General features: G+C 67.0%; 17 protein-coding genes. 9 read left to right on the forward strand and 8 right to left on the reverse strand.

From position 1 onward, the window contains the following. Positions 1 to 117 precede the first annotated feature (117 nt). Positions 118 to 405, reverse strand: a complete 288-nt coding sequence (gene gatC / locus ACOQPC_RS10490; RefSeq protein ID WP_420605679.1) for an Asp-tRNA(Asn)/Glu-tRNA(Gln) amidotransferase subunit GatC — start codon at positions 403 to 405, stop codon at positions 118 to 120. Between the two features lie 151 nt (positions 406 to 556). Here gatC and ACOQPC_RS10495 point away from each other — a divergent pair, with 151 nt between their 5' ends. The 4 genes from ACOQPC_RS10495 (at position 557) to ACOQPC_RS10510 (ending at position 4,667) form a co-directional block, all read left to right on the forward strand. Beyond that, positions 557 to 1,663: a DUF3089 domain-containing protein gene (locus ACOQPC_RS10495; RefSeq protein WP_420605680.1), complete on the forward strand. Its 1,107-nt coding sequence runs from the start codon at positions 557 to 559 to the stop codon at positions 1,661 to 1,663. 25 nt (positions 1,664 to 1,688) lie between these two features. Beyond that, complete coding sequence (gene ruvX / locus ACOQPC_RS10500; protein ID WP_420605681.1) at positions 1,689 to 2,153, forward strand: Holliday junction resolvase RuvX; 465 nt, start codon at positions 1,689 to 1,691, stop codon at positions 2,151 to 2,153. Between the two features lie 304 nt (positions 2,154 to 2,457). Continuing rightward, complete coding sequence (locus ACOQPC_RS10505) at positions 2,458 to 3,444, forward strand: aspartate carbamoyltransferase catalytic subunit (protein ID WP_420605682.1); 987 nt, start codon at positions 2,458 to 2,460, stop codon at positions 3,442 to 3,444. A gap of 8 nt (positions 3,445 to 3,452) precedes the next feature. After that, positions 3,453 to 4,667 (forward strand): dihydroorotase, encoded by a 1,215-nt coding sequence (locus ACOQPC_RS10510; protein ID WP_420608122.1) that lies wholly within the window; start codon positions 3,453 to 3,455, stop codon positions 4,665 to 4,667. A 30-nt stretch (positions 4,668 to 4,697) separates the two neighbouring features. Here ACOQPC_RS10510 and ACOQPC_RS10515 read toward each other — a convergent pair whose 3' ends face one another. The 3 genes from ACOQPC_RS10515 to ACOQPC_RS10525 are packed head-to-tail and all read right to left on the reverse strand — an operon-like array spanning position 4,698 to position 7,550. Further along, positions 4,698 to 6,065, reverse strand: coding sequence for an SPOR domain-containing protein (locus ACOQPC_RS10515; protein ID WP_420605683.1), 1,368 nt, complete (start codon positions 6,063 to 6,065; stop codon positions 4,698 to 4,700). Positions 6,066 to 6,084: 19 nt separating this feature from the next. After that, entirely contained in the window at positions 6,085 to 6,816 is a 732-nt protein-coding gene (locus tag ACOQPC_RS10520; RefSeq protein ID WP_420605684.1) for a hypothetical protein, read from the reverse strand. 14 nt (positions 6,817 to 6,830) lie between these two features. Beyond that, complete coding sequence (locus tag ACOQPC_RS10525; RefSeq protein ID WP_420605685.1) at positions 6,831 to 7,550, reverse strand: AAA family ATPase; 720 nt, start codon at positions 7,548 to 7,550, stop codon at positions 6,831 to 6,833. Between the two features lie 217 nt (positions 7,551 to 7,767). On the opposite strand from ACOQPC_RS10525, the gene ACOQPC_RS10530 reads away from it, so the two are divergent. Continuing rightward, positions 7,768 to 8,955, forward strand: coding sequence for an SPOR domain-containing protein (locus ACOQPC_RS10530; RefSeq protein ID WP_420605686.1), 1,188 nt, complete (start codon positions 7,768 to 7,770; stop codon positions 8,953 to 8,955). A gap of 172 nt (positions 8,956 to 9,127) precedes the next feature. Here the strand turns inward: ACOQPC_RS10530 and serB are convergent, their stop codons facing one another. Continuing rightward, entirely contained in the window at positions 9,128 to 10,009 is an 882-nt protein-coding gene (gene serB, locus ACOQPC_RS10535; protein ID WP_420605687.1) for a phosphoserine phosphatase SerB, read from the reverse strand. Here serB and miaA point away from each other — a divergent pair. After that, positions 10,008 to 10,916, forward strand: coding sequence for a tRNA (adenosine(37)-N6)-dimethylallyltransferase MiaA (gene miaA, locus ACOQPC_RS10540; RefSeq protein WP_420605688.1), 909 nt, complete (start codon positions 10,008 to 10,010; stop codon positions 10,914 to 10,916). The two genes, serB and miaA, sit on opposite strands and share 2 nt — an antisense overlap. Before the next feature lie 122 nt (positions 10,917 to 11,038). Beyond that, the gene (gene ilvC / locus ACOQPC_RS10545; protein ID WP_420605689.1) at positions 11,039 to 12,028 is read left to right on the forward strand and encodes a ketol-acid reductoisomerase; all 990 of its coding nucleotides are present in this window, start codon (positions 11,039 to 11,041) and stop codon (positions 12,026 to 12,028) included. A 449-nt stretch (positions 12,029 to 12,477) separates the two neighbouring features. Here ilvC and ACOQPC_RS10550 read toward each other — a convergent pair whose 3' ends face one another. Both ACOQPC_RS10550 and rpsU read right to left on the reverse strand, forming a co-directional pair. Next, on the reverse strand, positions 12,478 to 13,056 hold the full coding sequence (locus tag ACOQPC_RS10550; protein ID WP_420605690.1) for an FKBP-type peptidyl-prolyl cis-trans isomerase: 579 nt from the start codon (positions 13,054 to 13,056) through the stop codon (positions 12,478 to 12,480). 112 nt (positions 13,057 to 13,168) lie between these two features. After that, positions 13,169 to 13,369 carry a 30S ribosomal protein S21 gene (gene rpsU / locus ACOQPC_RS10555; protein WP_022672235.1) on the reverse strand — a complete coding sequence of 67 codons (201 nt, stop codon included), beginning with the start codon at positions 13,367 to 13,369 and terminating at the stop codon, positions 13,169 to 13,171. Between the two features lie 352 nt (positions 13,370 to 13,721). Here rpsU and ACOQPC_RS10560 point away from each other — a divergent pair, with 352 nt between their 5' ends. Next, positions 13,722 to 14,495 (forward strand): class II aldolase/adducin family protein, encoded by a 774-nt coding sequence (locus tag ACOQPC_RS10560; protein WP_420605691.1) that lies wholly within the window; start codon positions 13,722 to 13,724, stop codon positions 14,493 to 14,495. A gap of 437 nt (positions 14,496 to 14,932) precedes the next feature. Beyond that, positions 14,933 to 15,499: a (2Fe-2S)-binding protein gene (locus tag ACOQPC_RS10565; protein ID WP_420605692.1), complete on the forward strand. Its 567-nt coding sequence runs from the start codon at positions 14,933 to 14,935 to the stop codon at positions 15,497 to 15,499. On the opposite strand, the gene ACOQPC_RS10570 is transcribed toward ACOQPC_RS10565, so the two are convergent. After that, on the reverse strand, positions 15,479 to 15,898 hold the full coding sequence (locus ACOQPC_RS10570; protein WP_420605693.1) for a hypothetical protein: 420 nt from the start codon (positions 15,896 to 15,898) through the stop codon (positions 15,479 to 15,481). The two genes, ACOQPC_RS10565 and ACOQPC_RS10570, sit on opposite strands and share 21 nt — an antisense overlap. Between the last annotated feature and the right edge of the window lie 231 nt (positions 15,899 to 16,129).

Below are 16,129 nucleotides of genomic sequence, written 5' to 3' on the forward strand. Positions count from 1 at the left end.
ACGATTCTCCGTCATCCCGGACTTGATCCGGGATCCAGAACCCAGCGGCAGTTCCATCTCGCCCTGGATTGCGGGTCGAGCCCGGAATGACGATGCTGTTGAGGCCAAGCTGCACCTTCATTCGATCACCTTCGGCACGCCGAAGAACCCTTCTTCGCTCACCGGCGCATTGGCCAGCACCTCGGCGCGCCTGCCGCCGTCGGTGACGACATCCTCGCGCAGCCGCAGCGCGTTCGGGATCACCGCGGTCATCGGCTCGACGCCGCCGGTGTCCACCTCGCCCAGCTGCTCGACGAAGCCGAGGATCTTGTTGAGTTCTGGCGCGAGCGCCTCGGCCTCGTCCTCACCGATCGCAATCCGCGCCAGGCGGGCGATCTTCAGGACGGTCTGGGTATCGACTGACATGACGCGCGCGCTAACACCGGCGCCGGGCACCATCAAGGGAGAAGCTTTCCCCCTCCTCTTCAACCCATATTCATCCTGCGTCGCTAGCGGGATGACATTCGCGCCGCAGCTTATATGTGGATAGCCAACAAAATCTCCCGGAAGTCCCCCCTTGGCCCGCAAGTTCCTCTATTTCATCGCGATCTGCATCGTGCTCATACTCGGCGCGGGGCTGGCCTGGTCGCAATTCTCCGACCGGATCCTGCAATATACCAGCGTGCCGGACGTCGCCTTCGTCCGCCAAGAAAAGCTCGCCGCCAATATCTACGACGATCCGGCGATGTGGTTCGCGCGGCCCGGCCGCCGCGCCTCGGTGGTGAACTGGCTGCCACCCGGAATCCAGCCCGCGGGCAAGGGCGATGCGGCGGTCTTCTTCATCCACCCGACCAGCTATCTGGAAAAGGATCACTGGAACGCCCCGCTGGACGACCGCGAATCGCAGAACCGCGCCGGGCTGTTCCTGCAGGGCATGGCCAGTGCCTTCAGCGCGGCCGGCGACATCTGGGCGCCGCGTTATCGCCAGGCGGCGTTCGGCGCGTTCATCACCGACAAACCCGAAGGGCAGATGGCGATCGACGCGGCCTATCAGGATGTTGACCAGGCGTTCGACGCGTTTCTGGCGGGCATCGGGCCGGATCAGCCGATCATCCTGGCAGGGCACAGCCAGGGTTCGCTTCACCTCACGCATCTGCTGAAAGACCGGGTGGCCGGCACTCCGCTGGCGAAGCGCGTCGTTGCCGCCTATGTCGTCGGCTGGCCGATCAGCGAGACGACGGATCTGAAGGCGCTCGGGCTGCCGCAATGCACCGGCGCGGACCAGCCAGGCTGCATCCTCAGCTGGCTGAGCTATGCCGAACCGGCCGATTTCAGCTTTATCGAAACCGCCTATAATGCCACCATCGGCTTCAACGGCGAGAAGCGCGGCGGCACGCCGATCGTCTGCACCAACCCGCTCACCGGCAGCGCGGACGAGGCCGCGCCGATCGAAGCCAATCTGGGCACGCTGGTGCCTAACGATGATCTGACCGAGGGCGAACTGGTGCCCGCATCCGTGCCCGCACGCTGCAGCGAACAGGGCTTTCTTTTGATCGGCGATCCGCCCGAGCTCGGCCCCTATGTGCTGCCGGGCAATAATTACCACGTCTATGATTATCCGTTGTTCTGGGCCAATGTCCGCGCCGATGTCGCGCGGCGGCTGGCGGCCTACGAAGCGCAGTGAGCGACGCCCCACGAGCCAAGCGGCGATGAGCCACGTCGTCGAAACCGCCGCTGGGCTGCGCGCCCTTTTGCCGGACGGCGGCGTGCTGATCGGCCTTGATCTGGGTACCAAGACCATCGGCATCGCCTTCTGCGACGCGGGCTGGACGTTCGCCACGCCGGCGGCGACGATCAGACGTCGCAAATTCCTGGCCGACCGCGAGGAGCTGCGCAGCGCCATCGCGGATCGGCGCGCGCGCGGCATCGTGCTCGGCCTGCCGCGCAATCTCGACGGGTCCGAAGGCCCGCGTGCCCAGTCCACCCGCGCCTTCGCCCGCAACATCGCCGACCTCGGCCTGCCGATCCTGCTGTGGGACGAGCGCTGGAGCACGCAGGCGGTCGAACGCGCGATGATCGAGCAGGATGTGTCGCGCGGCAAGCGGGCGGCGCGCATCGACAGCGCTGCGGCGGCCTACATCCTGCAAGGCGCGATCGACGCGTTGGTGGCTTAGACCTAGACATCCATTTTATCGTCGCTCTGGCGCAGGCCGGGGCCCATCCAATGCAAGATTGAAGCTCAGCATCTGTAATGGCACGGCCCTGCTCAACGCACAGAAACCCAACATCTCCGCGCTGTCCTACAGCCACCCAAATCGGCTACACCTCCCCGGTCATGTCCAGCCGCGCCGCCTCCTCTCACCTGTCTGCGACCACCCCCTTCACATGCGCCGCCTTTTCCTCTCCTGGACAGTGTGAAGCGTGTGAAGCTGGCGCCGCTTGCCGCCTCCGCTCGCCCACGCTAATGACCTGCCTTTGATGACAGCATCGGACCCCGCCAGCCGTTACCCGCAAGGCAGTGCCGCCTTTCCGCATGCCAACCTGCTCGGCATCGCGAGGCTGCAGCCATGGGAAATCCTGTTCCTGCTCGACGAGGCCGAGCAATGGGTGGCGATGAACCGCAAGGCCGCCAAGCATGACGACCGGCTGGCGGGCCTCACCCTGATCAACGCCTTTTTCGAAAACAGCACGCGCACGCTGCTGAGCTTCGAGATCGCGGGCAAGCGACTCGGCGCGGACGTGGTCAACATGCACGCCGCGCAGTCCAGCGTGAAGAAGGGCGAGACGCTGATCGACACGGCCGTCACGCTCAACGCCATGCGCGCCGACGCCATCGTCATTCGCCATGCCAGCTCGGGCGCGGTGCAGTTGATCGCCGACAAGGTCGATTGCCCGGTGCTCAACGCGGGCGACGGGTCGCACGAACACCCCACCCAGGCGCTGCTCGACGCGCTCACGATCCGGCGGCGCAAGGGCGACATCGCGGCGCTGCGCGTCACCATTTGCGGCGATGTGCTCCACAGCCGCGTCGCTCGCTCCAACATGATCTGCCTCGGCACACTCGGAGCGGAAGTGCGCGTGGCCGGGCCACCTGCTTTGCTGCCGCCCGGCCTCGATGCGCTGAACGTGGCCGGCTTCACCGATTTCGACGCCGCGCTGGACGGCGCCGACGTGGTGATGATGTTGCGGCTTCAGAACGAGCGCATGGCCGGGCCGTTCATTCCGAGCGCGCGCGAATACGCCCATCTCTACGGGCTCGACGAGCGCCGCCTCGCGCTCGCCGCGCCGGGGGCGCTGGTGATGCATCCCGGGCCGATGAACCGCGGCGTGGAGATCGTCTCGACCATCGCCGACGATCCCGAACGCTCGGCCATCACCGAACAGGTGGAGATGGGCGTGGCGGTGCGCATGGCCTGCCTCGACGTGCTGACCCGGCGTGGGCGCGGCGTGGAGGGTTGGGCATGACGCGCCCGATGACGCCCCTCTCGATCACCGGCGGCAAGGTGCTCCGGCCCGGCGTGGCGGAGCCCGAAGCGGGCGCGGTTCACATCGCGGACGGCCGTTTCGTGGCGGCAGTTCCCGCCGACCGCGAGACGCTCGATGCCAAGGGTCTGATCGTCGCGCCCGGCATCGTCGATCTCGGCGTGTTCGCAACCGACAAGCCCGCCTTCCATTTCGGCGGCATCACCCGCGCCGCGCTGATGCCCGACCGCGCGCCGCCGCTGGACGATCCGGGTGCGGTCCGCTCGGCCACGCGCTCGGGCAAGCCCGATTTCTGGGTTCATCCGCTGGGCGCCGCGACCAAGCGACTGGCCGGAGCAGAACTGGCCGAGATCGCGCTGATGAAGGAGGCCGGGGCGCGCGGCGTCGCCACCGGACGCGGCTGGATCGCCGACAGCGGCGTGATGCTGCGCGTGATGGGCTATGCCGCCGCGCTCGATCTGCCGGTGTTCGTGCATAGCGAGGATAGTGGGCTCACCGGCAATGCGGTGGCCACAGGCGGCGAAACCGCCACCCGGCTGGGCCTGCCGCAAGCCCCCGCCGCCGCCGAAGCGCTGGCGATCGCGCGCGACCTGATGCTCGCCGAGGAAACCGGCGCGCGCGTCCATTTCCGGCAGGTAACCACCGCGCGGGGGCTGGACCTGATCCGCGCCGCCAAGGATCGCGGGCTGAACGTCACCTGCGGCATCACGCCGGCGCATCTGTTCCTGTCGGACATCGCGGTGACCGGGTTCCGCAGCTTCGCCCGCCTCTCCCCGCCGCTACGCTCGGAAGGCGACCGGCAAGCCTGCCTCGCCGCGGTGGCGGACGGGACGATCGACGCGATATCTTCAGGCCATGATCCGCGCGGGCCCGAGGACAAGCGCCTGCCTTTCGCCGATGCCGCGCCGGGCATGGCGGGCGCGGAAACGCTGCTGGCGATGGCGCTGGGTGTCGTGCGCGACGGCCAGGTGACGACAGGGCGGCTGTTCGAACTGCTGAGCGCTAACCCCGCGCGTATTCTGGGCGTGGAGGCCGGGCGCATCGAACCGGGGCTTGAGGCCGATCTGATCCTCGTCGACCCGGACGCGCCGTGGCAGGTGGACTCGGGTAAGATGGCGGCGCAAGCGGGCAACACCCCGTTCGACGGGCTGCCCGTTCAGGGCCGAGTCCGCCGCCTGATCAAGGGCGGCGTGGTGATCAAATGACGTTCCGGCAGAGGACAGCTTGCGGTCGCTTCAGCGCGAGGCGAGCACCCGGCCCGTCATCGTTCCGGCGGCATATTGCACCGATGCCCCGCGCATATTGCGCACGATGCATTTGCCGCCTTCCGAGCGCAGGCTCGAGCAGAGCGAGTTGGCGCTGGCCGCATCGTCGAAGCCCATTGCGGCAAGACGATAAAGCGTGCGGCCTTTCACCGTAATCCGCGCGCTGGCGCTGTCGAAGCGCTTCAGCGTGGGATAGCGGCGCTGGTAGATCGCCCAGGCCTTGGCCGCGTTCTCGGGCGAGGAAAAAGCGCCGAGCTGCACCAGATGGGTGCCGCTGAGCTTTGGCGCTGCGTCGCGCCGGGCGTCGATGCCGGATGCCGGGGTCGCGGCGGCCAGTCGGACCGGCGCGGGCGCGGTTTTGACCGGCGGTGCGGGCGCCTTGATCGTCGGAGCCGCAGCGGCGGTCGCGAGCGGACGATCCGGCGCGGGCTGCGGCGGTGCCGGCGCACGCGGGGTCACCGCGACATGGCTCTCCTGCGCGGCGAGCATCTGTGTGCCGCCGGCACGCGGCGCGGGGCCGACCGCGGGCAGCGGCGCATCGCTGCGCGGCAATGCCACCGAGGCGACCATCTCCGCCTGCGGCTGGTTGCTGAAATCGAGCGCAAGGCCCATCGGACGGCCCGCATCGACCACCGGCGCGACGCCGAGCAGCCCGGCAACGCGGGTTTCGTATGCGCCGGGCCGGGCCATCTGCGCCCAGCTCGCAATGCGCTGTTCCACCTGATCGGCGGACATGTCCTGCGCCGCCATGATCCGCGCCTCGCGCCAGCGCCCGTCGAGCGCGTAGGCGAGGGCCAGGTTCTGGCGCGTCTTGGCGTTGGCGGCGTCCGCGCGGATCGCGTCGGTCAGCACCTGCACCGCACGGCTCGTGTCTCCGGCGAGCGCGATGGCGAGGCCGTAATCGGCCACGGGCAGCATGGCTTGATTCGCATCGAGCAACTGGCGTGCGGCCCCGACATGGCCCTGCGCGGTGTTCGCAAGCGACAGACCGATCACCGAGCGCGCGTCATTCTGTCCCAACGTCATTGCTTCCTGAAAGCTGGCGCCAGCGGACTGGAACCGTCCGGCGGCGAGATAGGCCTGGCCGAGCAGGCTGCGCAGATCGGCATTGTCCGGATCGGTCAGCACGGCGGCCTCGGCAAAGCCGATCGCATCGTCGCTGTGCCCCTTGGCGAGCGCCTTTTGCGCCTTGGCCTGCGCCTTTACCGCCGATTTGGCGGGCCTGGGCGCATCCGAGGCCGCGGACAGCTGACCGGGCGTTACGGTCGAGCAGCCGACCGTCGTCAGCGCAAACAGCGCTCCCGAGGTGGCCAGACGGATCAATATACTGGCGTTCATGATGCGAATCCCTGTGGGTTCATAACGGACGTGAGGGCAGATGACGGGTGAGTTCGGCAAGTTCGGGCATTCCGGCGAGCAGCGCGTCGAGCGCGCCTGTCACCAGTTTCTGCGCGCTGACGTTGCGCACCGCGCACGCCAGCCTCAGCTGGAGATGGCGATCCTGGTCCAACCGCAAGGTGAAGGCGGTCTTGTCCTTCGCCGCCACCGACGATTCGACTTTGGGCCGACGGGTCCTTGGCTCGGCTGGAGGCGGTTCGGTTGTCCGCTGGACGGCATGCGGCTTGATCGCGAGCAGCCCTGCCGTCGCCGTTTCGGCCTCGACCTCCGGCTCGTCCGCGTCGGCTTGCGTGGATTCGAGCGCCATCTCGGTTGCTTGCGCGGGCGATTGGTCGCTCGAATCGACCGGCGAGGATGCTTCGGCTTGCGCCGCCGCCCGGTCGAGTTCCTCGTCGGAGGGCAGCGCGGAGCCGTTCAGCCGTTCGGCCACCTCTTCCTGCCGTGCGCGCGTGTTCGCATTCGCCTCCGGAACCGCCCCCATCAGGGGATTGCGGTGGAAATGGCCGTCCTGGCCGGGATCGGCATTCTGGTCCGGATCGACATCGTAACCCATGTCGTTCCAGCCGAGATCGTCATGTTCTTGCGCCGCCGGATGGCTGCTCGGCACCGGCCGGCGCATGGCCGGCTTGGCCGCGCCCTTACGCGCCAGCAGGCCCGAGGAGAGCGATGCAAAGGATTTGGCTTCACCCATGTCTCAAGCGCCCTTCAGCTGCCGACCACGCGGCGACCGAATCCGCCCATCGGGCGGGCGGCGGCGGCATATGGGTTGGCTGCGGCGGGTGCGGCGAAGACGGTCCGCCGGAAATTCTTTTCGAGCCGGTCGGAGATATAATCCCACAATTGCACGACTTCGGCGGCGCTGCGGCCGTCGGGATCGACCTCCATTACCGTGCGACCGTCGATCATCGAAGCGGCGAAATCGGTGCGATGGTGAAGCGTGATCGGCGCCACCGTGCCGTGCTGCGAGAGCGCCACGGCGGCCTCGGAGGTGATCTTGGCCTTCGGGGTGGCGGCATTGACCACGAAGATCAGCGGCTTGCCCGCCCGCTCGCACAGATCGACGGTGGCGCCCACGGCGCGCAGATCGTGCGGGCTGGGGCGCGTCGGCACCACGATCAGCTCGGCGACCGAGATGACGCTTTGGATCGCCATGGTGATCGCGGGGGGCGTATCGATGACGGCGAGCTTGAAACCCTGTTGGCGCAGGACCGCCAGATCGGAGGCGAGCCGCGCCACGGTGGTCTGCGCGAACGCCGGATATTCCGGCTCGCGTTCGTTCCACCAGTCGGCGAGCGAACCTTGCGGATCGATATCGATCAGCACGACGGGGCCGGCCCCGGCCAACTGGGCCTGAACAGCCAGATGGCCCGACAGGGTCGTCTTGCCCGATCCGCCTTTCTGCGATGCAAGTGCCAGAACCCGCAACGATATTCCCCTTCGCATATGTCTCGGATTTCCCGTTTTGCAGAACGCAGCTAAAATCGGGTTAACGCCGCCCGGCATGATTTTTGCGGCTCCATGGCGGCGCTGCTCGCGGTGATATGGTGTTTTGCCCAAGCTTTGGTTAAGCTGGCGGAGGTCAGGATTAACCCTTTGTTGAAGCGAAGCTGCCATCGCTCGGCGATCCTACGGAGTAGTGTATATGTCCCGCCGTCTTCTCGCTCTCTCAGCGCTGCTCTGTTCGCTCCCCCTCGCTCTGCCCGCCCCTGCGCTGGCCGATGTCAAGGCGGGCGTCGATGCCTGGGCGGCGGGCGATTACGACACCGCCGTCAGCGAATGGCGCGAACCCGCGCTGGCAGGCGACGCCGATGCGCAATTTAACTTGGGCCAGGCCTATCGCCTCGGCCGCGGCGTGCCGGCCAATCTCGACATCGCGCTCGACTGGTTCAGCAAGGCGGCCGCGCCGCGCGAAGGCGGGATCATCCACCAGAAGGCGGCCGACGAATATGGCCTCACCCTGTTCCAGACCGGCCAGCGGGCCGAAGCGCTGCCCTATATCCAGGCGGCGGCGCAGCGCGGTGAACCGCGCGCGCAATATGTTCTGGGCACCGCCTATTTCAACGGGCAGCTGGTCGAAAAGGACTGGGTGCGCGGCTATGCGCTGATGAGCCGGGCGGCAAGCGCGGGCATTCCCGCCGCGCAGCGCAGCCTGGCGCAGATGGATAATTATGTCGGCGAAACGCAAAAGACCGAGGCGTTGGCGATGGCGGCTTCGATGCAGGCCGGGTCCGGCAGCAGCAGGACGACGGGCGGCTTCCCGGTCGCCTCGGTAGAGCCTGCGCCGGTGGCGCGCCCGGTCGATGTCCCACCGTCACAGATCGCGGGCACCGATTACGCGCCGGACGATAGCGGCGACGTGCAAGGCCCGGTCATGGCCGAGGCACCCGCGCCGGTCCCAACCCCCGCTCCAGTCGCGGCGCCGGTTCCCGTCCTCGCCCCGGTCGCGCAGGCGGATGACGAACCGATCGCGCGCGTGACCGAGGTCTCCGATATTCCAGGCTATATTCCATCGGTTTCGGCACGATCCCCTGCACCGGCAGCCGCAGCCAATTCCGCGCCTGTTCGCGCCGCCACGCCTACTCCCGTTGTCGCTGCTTCGGGCAACTGGCGCGTTCAGCTCGGCGCGTTCAGCACCGAGGCGCGCGCGCGCGCTTTGTTCGATACGCTCGAGAAAAAGGTTTCCGGCCTGTCCGCCGCGCAGCCGTTCCTGGTCGACGCGGGCAAGGTCACCCGGCTTCAGGCCGGTCCGTTCGCGAGCAAGTCCGCCGCCGATAAGATGTGTGCCGCGGTCAAGCGCGCGGGCAATGCCTGTTTCAGCCTGAAGAAATAACCAGGCTTCGCCCGGCCGGCCTGCTGCGGGCCGCTAGCCATTTTCGCCCTTGCTTCGTCATCCCAGCGAAAGCTGGGATCTCAAGCGTCAGGCAACGAGGCCCGAGATGCCAGCTTTCGCTGGCACGACGACGGGAACGCGGGATGGCTTTTCCGCTATTTCGCGAGTTCGCCTAATCCCTCACCCATTCGGCGCGCGGTACGCCCTGCGCGTAGAGCAGCGTGGTGAGGTCGTTATGGCGGATCGCAGCGCCCGCCGCAGCCGCAGCCTTGGGTTTGGCATGATAAGCGATGCCCAGCCCGGCCGCCTCGATCATCGGAATATCATTGGCGCCGTCGCCGACCGCCAGCGTTTGAGCATTATCCAGCCCCAGATCGGCGGCGCTGTCGGCAAGCAGCCGCGCCTTAACCGCCGAATCGACGATCGCGCCGGTCACCTCACCGGTCAGCTGGCCCCGTTCAACGGCCAGCCGGTTCGCCACCGTCCGATCGAACCCGATCTCCGCCGCCACCGGATCGGCGAAATGATGGAAGCCGCCCGACACCAGCAGGCAGTGCGCGCCCCAGCCCCTCATCGTGGGCACCAGTTCGCGCGCGCCGGGCATGATCCGCACCCGCTCCGCGCGGCAGCGGTCGATCGCCGACGCCTCAAGTCCCTCGAGCAATTTCACTCGGCCGCGCAGCGCCTCGACGAAATCCAGCTCGCCGCGCATCGCGCGCTCGGTCACCGCGCTGATCTCGGCTTTTAGCCCGGCATAATCGGCCAATTCGTCGATGCATTCGACGGTAATCATCGTGCTGTCCATGTCCGACACGAGCAGCATCTTGCGGCGGTGCCCCCCGGGCTGCACCACGATGTCGAGCCGCTCTTCCAGCGGGGCGAGCGCGGCGCGGATCGCGGGGACCGTGCCGCCCGCCATGATATCCGCGGCCCTGCCCTCGTCGATCCAGTCCCAGCCAGAGACACTCAGCCCTGCATCGCGCAGTCTATCCGCTGCCGCGTCGATATCGTCCCCGACGATCGATTCGGCTGCTATCAGCGTGGCGATGGGCATGGATTCTCCTGACGCAAAAAGACCGCTGGCGCTGATCGCAGGTCCGACGGCGAGCGGCAAGACCGCGCTCTCCCTGGCGCTAGCCGCGCGCGCGCCGTCGGTGGTGATCAACGCCGACAGCGCGCAGGTGTACCGTGACCTCCCGCTGCTGAGCGCCCAGCCCTCGGACGAGGAGCGCGGCGCGGTGCCCCACCGCCTGTTCGGTTATCTGGGCGGCGCGGAAAACGGTACGGCGGCGCGCTGGGCGGTGGATGCGAAGGCGGAAATCGAGGCGGCATGGGCTGAGGATCGCCTGCCGATCCTGGTCGGCGGCAGCGGGCTCTATCTGCGCACGCTGCTGGACGGCATCGCGCCGATCCCGTCGATCGATCCCGCGATCCGTGCCGAGGTTCGCGCGCTGCCGGTGGTGCAGGCATACGAAGCCCTGCGTTGCGAAGATTCGGCGATGGCCGAGCGGCTCAACCCCGGCGACACCACGCGGGTGCAGCGCGCGCTCGAAATCATGCGCTCGACGGCACGCGGCGCGCTCGACTGGCGATGCGAAAAACATGGCGGAATCGGCGATACCGTGGCGCTGCGCCCCCTCATCCTGCTGCCCGATCGCGATTGGCTCTACGCCCGCTGCGATGCGCGGTTCGAGCGCATGATCGAGCGCGGCGCGGTGGCCGAGGTGGAGGCGCTGCTGGCGCGCGATCTCGATCCCGATCTGCCGGTCATGCGCGCTATCGGCGTGCCCGAGATCGCGGCCATGCTGCGCGGCGAGATCGACCGCGCCGGGGCGACCCTGCGCGGCCAACTCGCCACGCGGCGCTACGCCAAGCGGCAATATACCTGGTTCCGCAACCAGCCGCCGCAGGACTGGCCGCGCTGGGCGGGCGATCCGGCGGAGGCGCTCGAATTGCTCTGAGCCAGGCCTTGACGGCTCCCCGCGCTTGAACAGCGGCGGCGCTCCTGCGAAGGCAGGAGCCCAGAGCCCAGCGGCGCTCTCATCCGCGCTGGGCTCCTGCCTTCGCAGGAGCACGGATTGCAATGACGAACCCGATTTTGACCGATGCGGACATCGATACTTCCGCTATCCGCGGCAAACCCGTCGCCATCATCGGCTACGGCAATCAGGGCCGCGCGCAGGCGCTGAACTTGCGCGACAGCGGGGTGGACGTGACCGTCGGCCTGCGTTCCGGCTCGGCCAGCGAGGCAGCGGCGCGGACGGACGGTTTCGAGCCTCTGCCCATGACGGAAGCCGCCGCCCGCGCCGATATCGTGATTTTGCTGGTGCCCGACGAGGTTCAGCCCGAGCTGTGGAACGAGACGCTGTCCGGCGCGGCGCGCAAAGGGGCCACCATCGGCTTCGCGCATGGCCTCGCGATTCATTACGGGCTGATCGAACCGCGTGCCGACCTTGACGTCATCCTCGTCGCGCCCAAGGGGCCGGGCAAGGCGCTGCGCGCCGATTATGAGCGCGGCTCCGGGCTGATCAGCCTCGTCGCCGTGGCGCAGGACGCCAGCGGGACCGCGCGCGCCACCGCCCTCGCCTATGCCGGCGCGCTCGGCTGCGGGCGCGCCGGTATCCTCGAAACGAGCTTCCAGCAGGAGACCGAGGCCGACCTGTTCAACGAACAGGGAGTGCTCTGGGGCGTGATCCCCGAGCTGATCGAGGCCGGGTTCGATACGCTGGTGGACGCGGGGTTCGCGCCGGAGATCGCCTATTTCGAATGCCTGACCGAGGTCAAGCTGCTCGCCGATCTGATTTACGAGCGCGGCATCGCCGGAATGCGCGGGGCGATCTCGAACACCGCCGAATTCGGCGCCGCCGAGGGCAGCGGGCGGATCGTGACCGCCGAGGCGCGCGCCGAGATGAAGCGCATCCTCGCCGAGGTGCAGGACGGCAGTTTCGTGCGACGGCTGATGGCCGATGCCCGCGCGGGCTATCCCGCGCTCAGGGCGTCGCGCGCCCGCGCCGCGGCGCATCCGGTGGAAGCGGTGGCGGCGCGGATGCGGGCGCTGAAGTCCAAACGATAGGCGATTATGTGCTTTGCAAACCCAGTCGGATGGAAATTCAGAAACGGCATGGCTCCGCCTTTCTTTGTTCGTCATGCCGGCGAAAGGGCACCCAACAAAGTAGTACTTTGTTGGGACCCGGAAAGGGCACCCAACAAAGTAGTACTTTGTTGGGACCCGGAAAGCCGGCATCTCAGGCCTTATGGCTATCCCGCCCGAGACCCCAGCTTTCGCAGGAGTGACGAACAAATGAAACGGGTTTGCAAGGTGCATAATCGCCAAACGATAAGCCTCGTCGCTCCTGCGTAGGCAGGAGCCTATCCCGCGCCCGTGAAAACGGTCAGGCTGGTTGGTACAGCGCAAGGCTTGGATTCCAAAGCTGCCCGGATCGACAAGCCTTTGACCCATTTGAAAAACGGGATAGGCCCGCCTTCGCGGGAGCGACGAATTTCAAAATCAGAGAGCGTCCCTTACTGACCCGGCTCCTCGCCCGGCGCGCCGCCCGCTCCCGGCTGGCCGCCCTGCTGCATCATCTGCTGCATCATCATCTGCTGCTGCAGCTGCATCACCTCGGCCTTCGACTTGAAATCGACCAGCTCGACATCGAACACCAGATCGCTATTGGCCGGGATCACCGCTTTGCCGGTCTGCGGATCGCTTTTTTCCTCGGCGCCATAGGCTTGGTCCGCCGGGATATGCAGGCGATATTTGCCGCCCTTCTGCATTTTCTGGAGACCTTGCGAAAAGCCGGGGATCACGCCGTCGACCTGCAGCGGCGCACGCTCGCCCTGATCGAACACGGTGCCGTCCCGCAGCTTGCCGGTATAGTTCACCAGCACGAAATCGTCCGCCGCGGGGCTCGGCCCCTCGCCTTCGGTCAGCGTCTCGATGGTGGCGCCGCCCGGCAGCGCATCGCCCTTCGCGTTGAACGACGCGGTGCCAAGCCACACCAGCAAGGCAGCGACCGCCACCAGCACGGCGATGCCGATCCAGAACGTGGTGAGCGTGCCCTGCTTGACCGGGCGAATCGGAACGGCGGTTACGGACATGAAAAGCGGCCTCGTCTAAGTATCAAGTCGCCTGGCCGTAGGCCAGCGTGCCGGATATGAAAAGGGCACCCGCAGGCGCCCGTCTCGAAAATGTTGCTGTAGAGGCGCGGGACTAACCGTCTCGTTCCATGCGCTTGCGCTCCATCTTGCGCGCGCGGCGCACGGCGGCTGCCTTTTCACGCGCGCGCTTTTCCGAAGGCTTCTCGTAATGACGACGCAGCTTCATCTCGCGGTACACCCCCTCGCGCTGCAACTTCTTCTTGAGCGCGCGCAGCGCCTGGTCGACATTGTTATCGCGAACGATGATCTGCATAAAATTCCGTCACTCCAAATTCGGTTTCGCCCTGCCCCGGGCGTGACAATAAAAAAGCCGCACCTCGCGGGCGGCAAAATCCTGCGGGCTGTTACAGTCTATATAGCAAAACACAAGCCTTTTCGCCAGCAGATGCAAATCCTCCCCGCTCACGGGGAGGTGGCAGCCCGCTAGGGCTGACGGAGGGGGCTCTCGAATTCGAGCAAGGCTCGATCCGGCAAGCCCCCTCCACCATTCGCTTCGCGAACGGTCCGCTCCCCGTTCCGGGGAGGATTTATGCTCGCCACTTACATCCCCCACCGAAATCCGCTAAACTCCGTTTCAAAGCACAACTTTCGAGAGGACCGCCTCCATGGCCACCGCCGTCGATACCCGCACCGAACCCAAAACCAGGATGAGCGAAGCCGAATGGGAAGCCCGCCAGCAGCTGGCCGCCTGCTACCGCGTGTTCGACATGATGGGCTGGTCCGAATCGATCTACAACCACATTACGGTGAAAGTGCCCGGCGAAAAGGACGCGTTCCTGATCAACCCGTTCGGCCTGCTGTTCAGCGAAGTGAAGGCCTCCAATCTGGTCAAGATCGACATCGACGGCAACCAGCTGGATGATAACCCCTACCCCGTGAACAAGGCCGGGTTCGTCCAGCATTCGATGTTCCACCGGGAGCTCGACTGGGCGCATGCCATCGCCCACACGCACACCACCGCGACGATGGCGGTCAGCGCGCTGGAGGGCGGGCTGCAGCCGATCAACTTCTATGCCTGCAACTTCATCGGCCAGATCGCCTATCATGATTTCGAGGGGATCACCGTGCGCGAGGATGAGGGCGTGCGGCTGCGGGCCAATCTGGGCGACAAGCGCGTGCTCATGTTGAAGAACCACGGACCGGTGGTGCTCGGCCGGACCTTGCCCGAGGTTTTCGTGACGCACTGGGCGCTCCAGCGCGCCTGCGAGATTCAGCTGGCGACCCTGTCGATGGGCAAGGCCGTTGGCGTGTCGGACGAGGTGATCAAGGTCCACCAGCGCGATCTACACCAGACCCAGCTGCCCGGCGGGCCCGGCGCGGCGGACTTCGCCGCCATGGTGCGCAAGGTGGACAGGATCGACCAGAGCTGGCGCGACTGAGGCGGTGGAGCGAGCGGGTTCTCACCAAACCCCGTCGCTCCTGCGAAGGCAGAAGCCCATCCCGCGTCTCCCTATCACACGAAGCATGTCGATCGGGCGCACGTGGATCATTTCCTGCGGGTGATCGAGATTGCAGCGTTCGCTCGCTGGCACGGGATGGGCTCCCGCTTCCGCGGGAGCAACGAGGCTCTGCTATTCAAGCTGGGCTATCGAGGTTGGACGTTTGGCAATCGCTGGCGTTAAGATCTCCACGTCCAGAAAAATCGCTGTCCTACAATAGGACCTGTCGGCTAGCCTTTGGCCATGCAAATCCACCCCCGCCCCTCTACTCAGTTCATCGATAGCGGACAACGCCTCAACCGAATTTGCGGCGGACGCCCTGTCATCCGTGTCACCTTACAAACCGCCAACCTCGCCACCCCGTCCCGCATGCCCGCATGACCAAATTCACCGTCAACGACCGCCCCGTGGAATATCGCATGGATCCGGACACGCCGCTGCTTTGGGCGCTGCGCGAGGCGTCCAACCTTACCGGCACCAAATATGGCTGCGGCACCGGCGATTGCGGGGCATGCACGGTCGACATCGACGGCGAGGCGATCCGCTCCTGCCTGGTCACCATCGCCGAGATCGAGGGGCGTTTCGTCACTACGATCGAGGGATTGTCGCGCGATCGCAGCCATCCGGTGCAGCAGGCCTTTGCCGCCACCGGCGCGGTGCAATGCGGTTTCTGCACGCCGGGCATGGTCATGGCCGCCGCGGTGCTGCTGCGCAAGACATCGAATCCCACGCGCGAGGAGATCGAGGCGGGCCTGCCCAATCTGTGCCGCTGCGGGGTCTATCCGCGGCTGGTGGATGCGGTGCAGCGCGCGGGCCGGGTCGCGCGGCGCGAGGAAAAGCTGTCGGCGATCCCGCCGCCCGGCATTACGCCCGAGGATGCGGCCGAAGCGGTGCCGGCGTTGCAGGAACCCGGCAAATCCGGTTCAGCCGATGCGCCGCGCTAGGCCGGACAGGATCATCGACTGGTCGCGCACCGCCGCCTCGATGACCGCGCGGGCGGTGACGATGTCCTCGGCCCCCCCGGCGGCCGCGCCCTGCTGCTCCTGCGCCAGCCGCTCGGTCAGCAGACGGTCGAGATCGGCAAGCGCCTCCGCGCTGGGTGTGCGGGCCGCCTCGAGCCGCGACAGCGCCTGCTGGGCCACCACCCAGGCTTCCCCGCCCGGCGCCGAACCGGCGGCGGCGGCCACCGCGCCGCGCACGGAGGGCAGGGCGCCGCGAAATGCGGCGTCGGCGGCGCGGTGACGGTCCTGAGCCGCCTCGACTTCCACGCGCTGCTCGTAGGACAGCGGCGTGACCACCGGCGCGCGCGGCGGTTCGGGCTGGTCGTCCGGCCGCTCGGCCACTCTGCCCGGATCGACTTCATACGGGCGCGGCTGCAATGAGGGAAAGGAACCCGACCCCTGAAGGCAACCGGTCAGACAACCGGCCAACAGCAAAGGAGGCACTGGACTGAAGAGCCGTTTCATGATCCGGCTGTAAGGGCGCAATCGGCGGGCCGCAATAGCCCCGCTTATGGACGCTCTACCGCCCGAAAAAGCGTTGACAAGCACCGCCCCGCCGCTTAGCTGACGCCA

Source organism: Novosphingopyxis sp. (genome assembly GCF_965218915.1).
In the GTDB taxonomy this organism is placed as follows: domain Bacteria; phylum Pseudomonadota; class Alphaproteobacteria; order Sphingomonadales; family Sphingomonadaceae; genus Novosphingopyxis.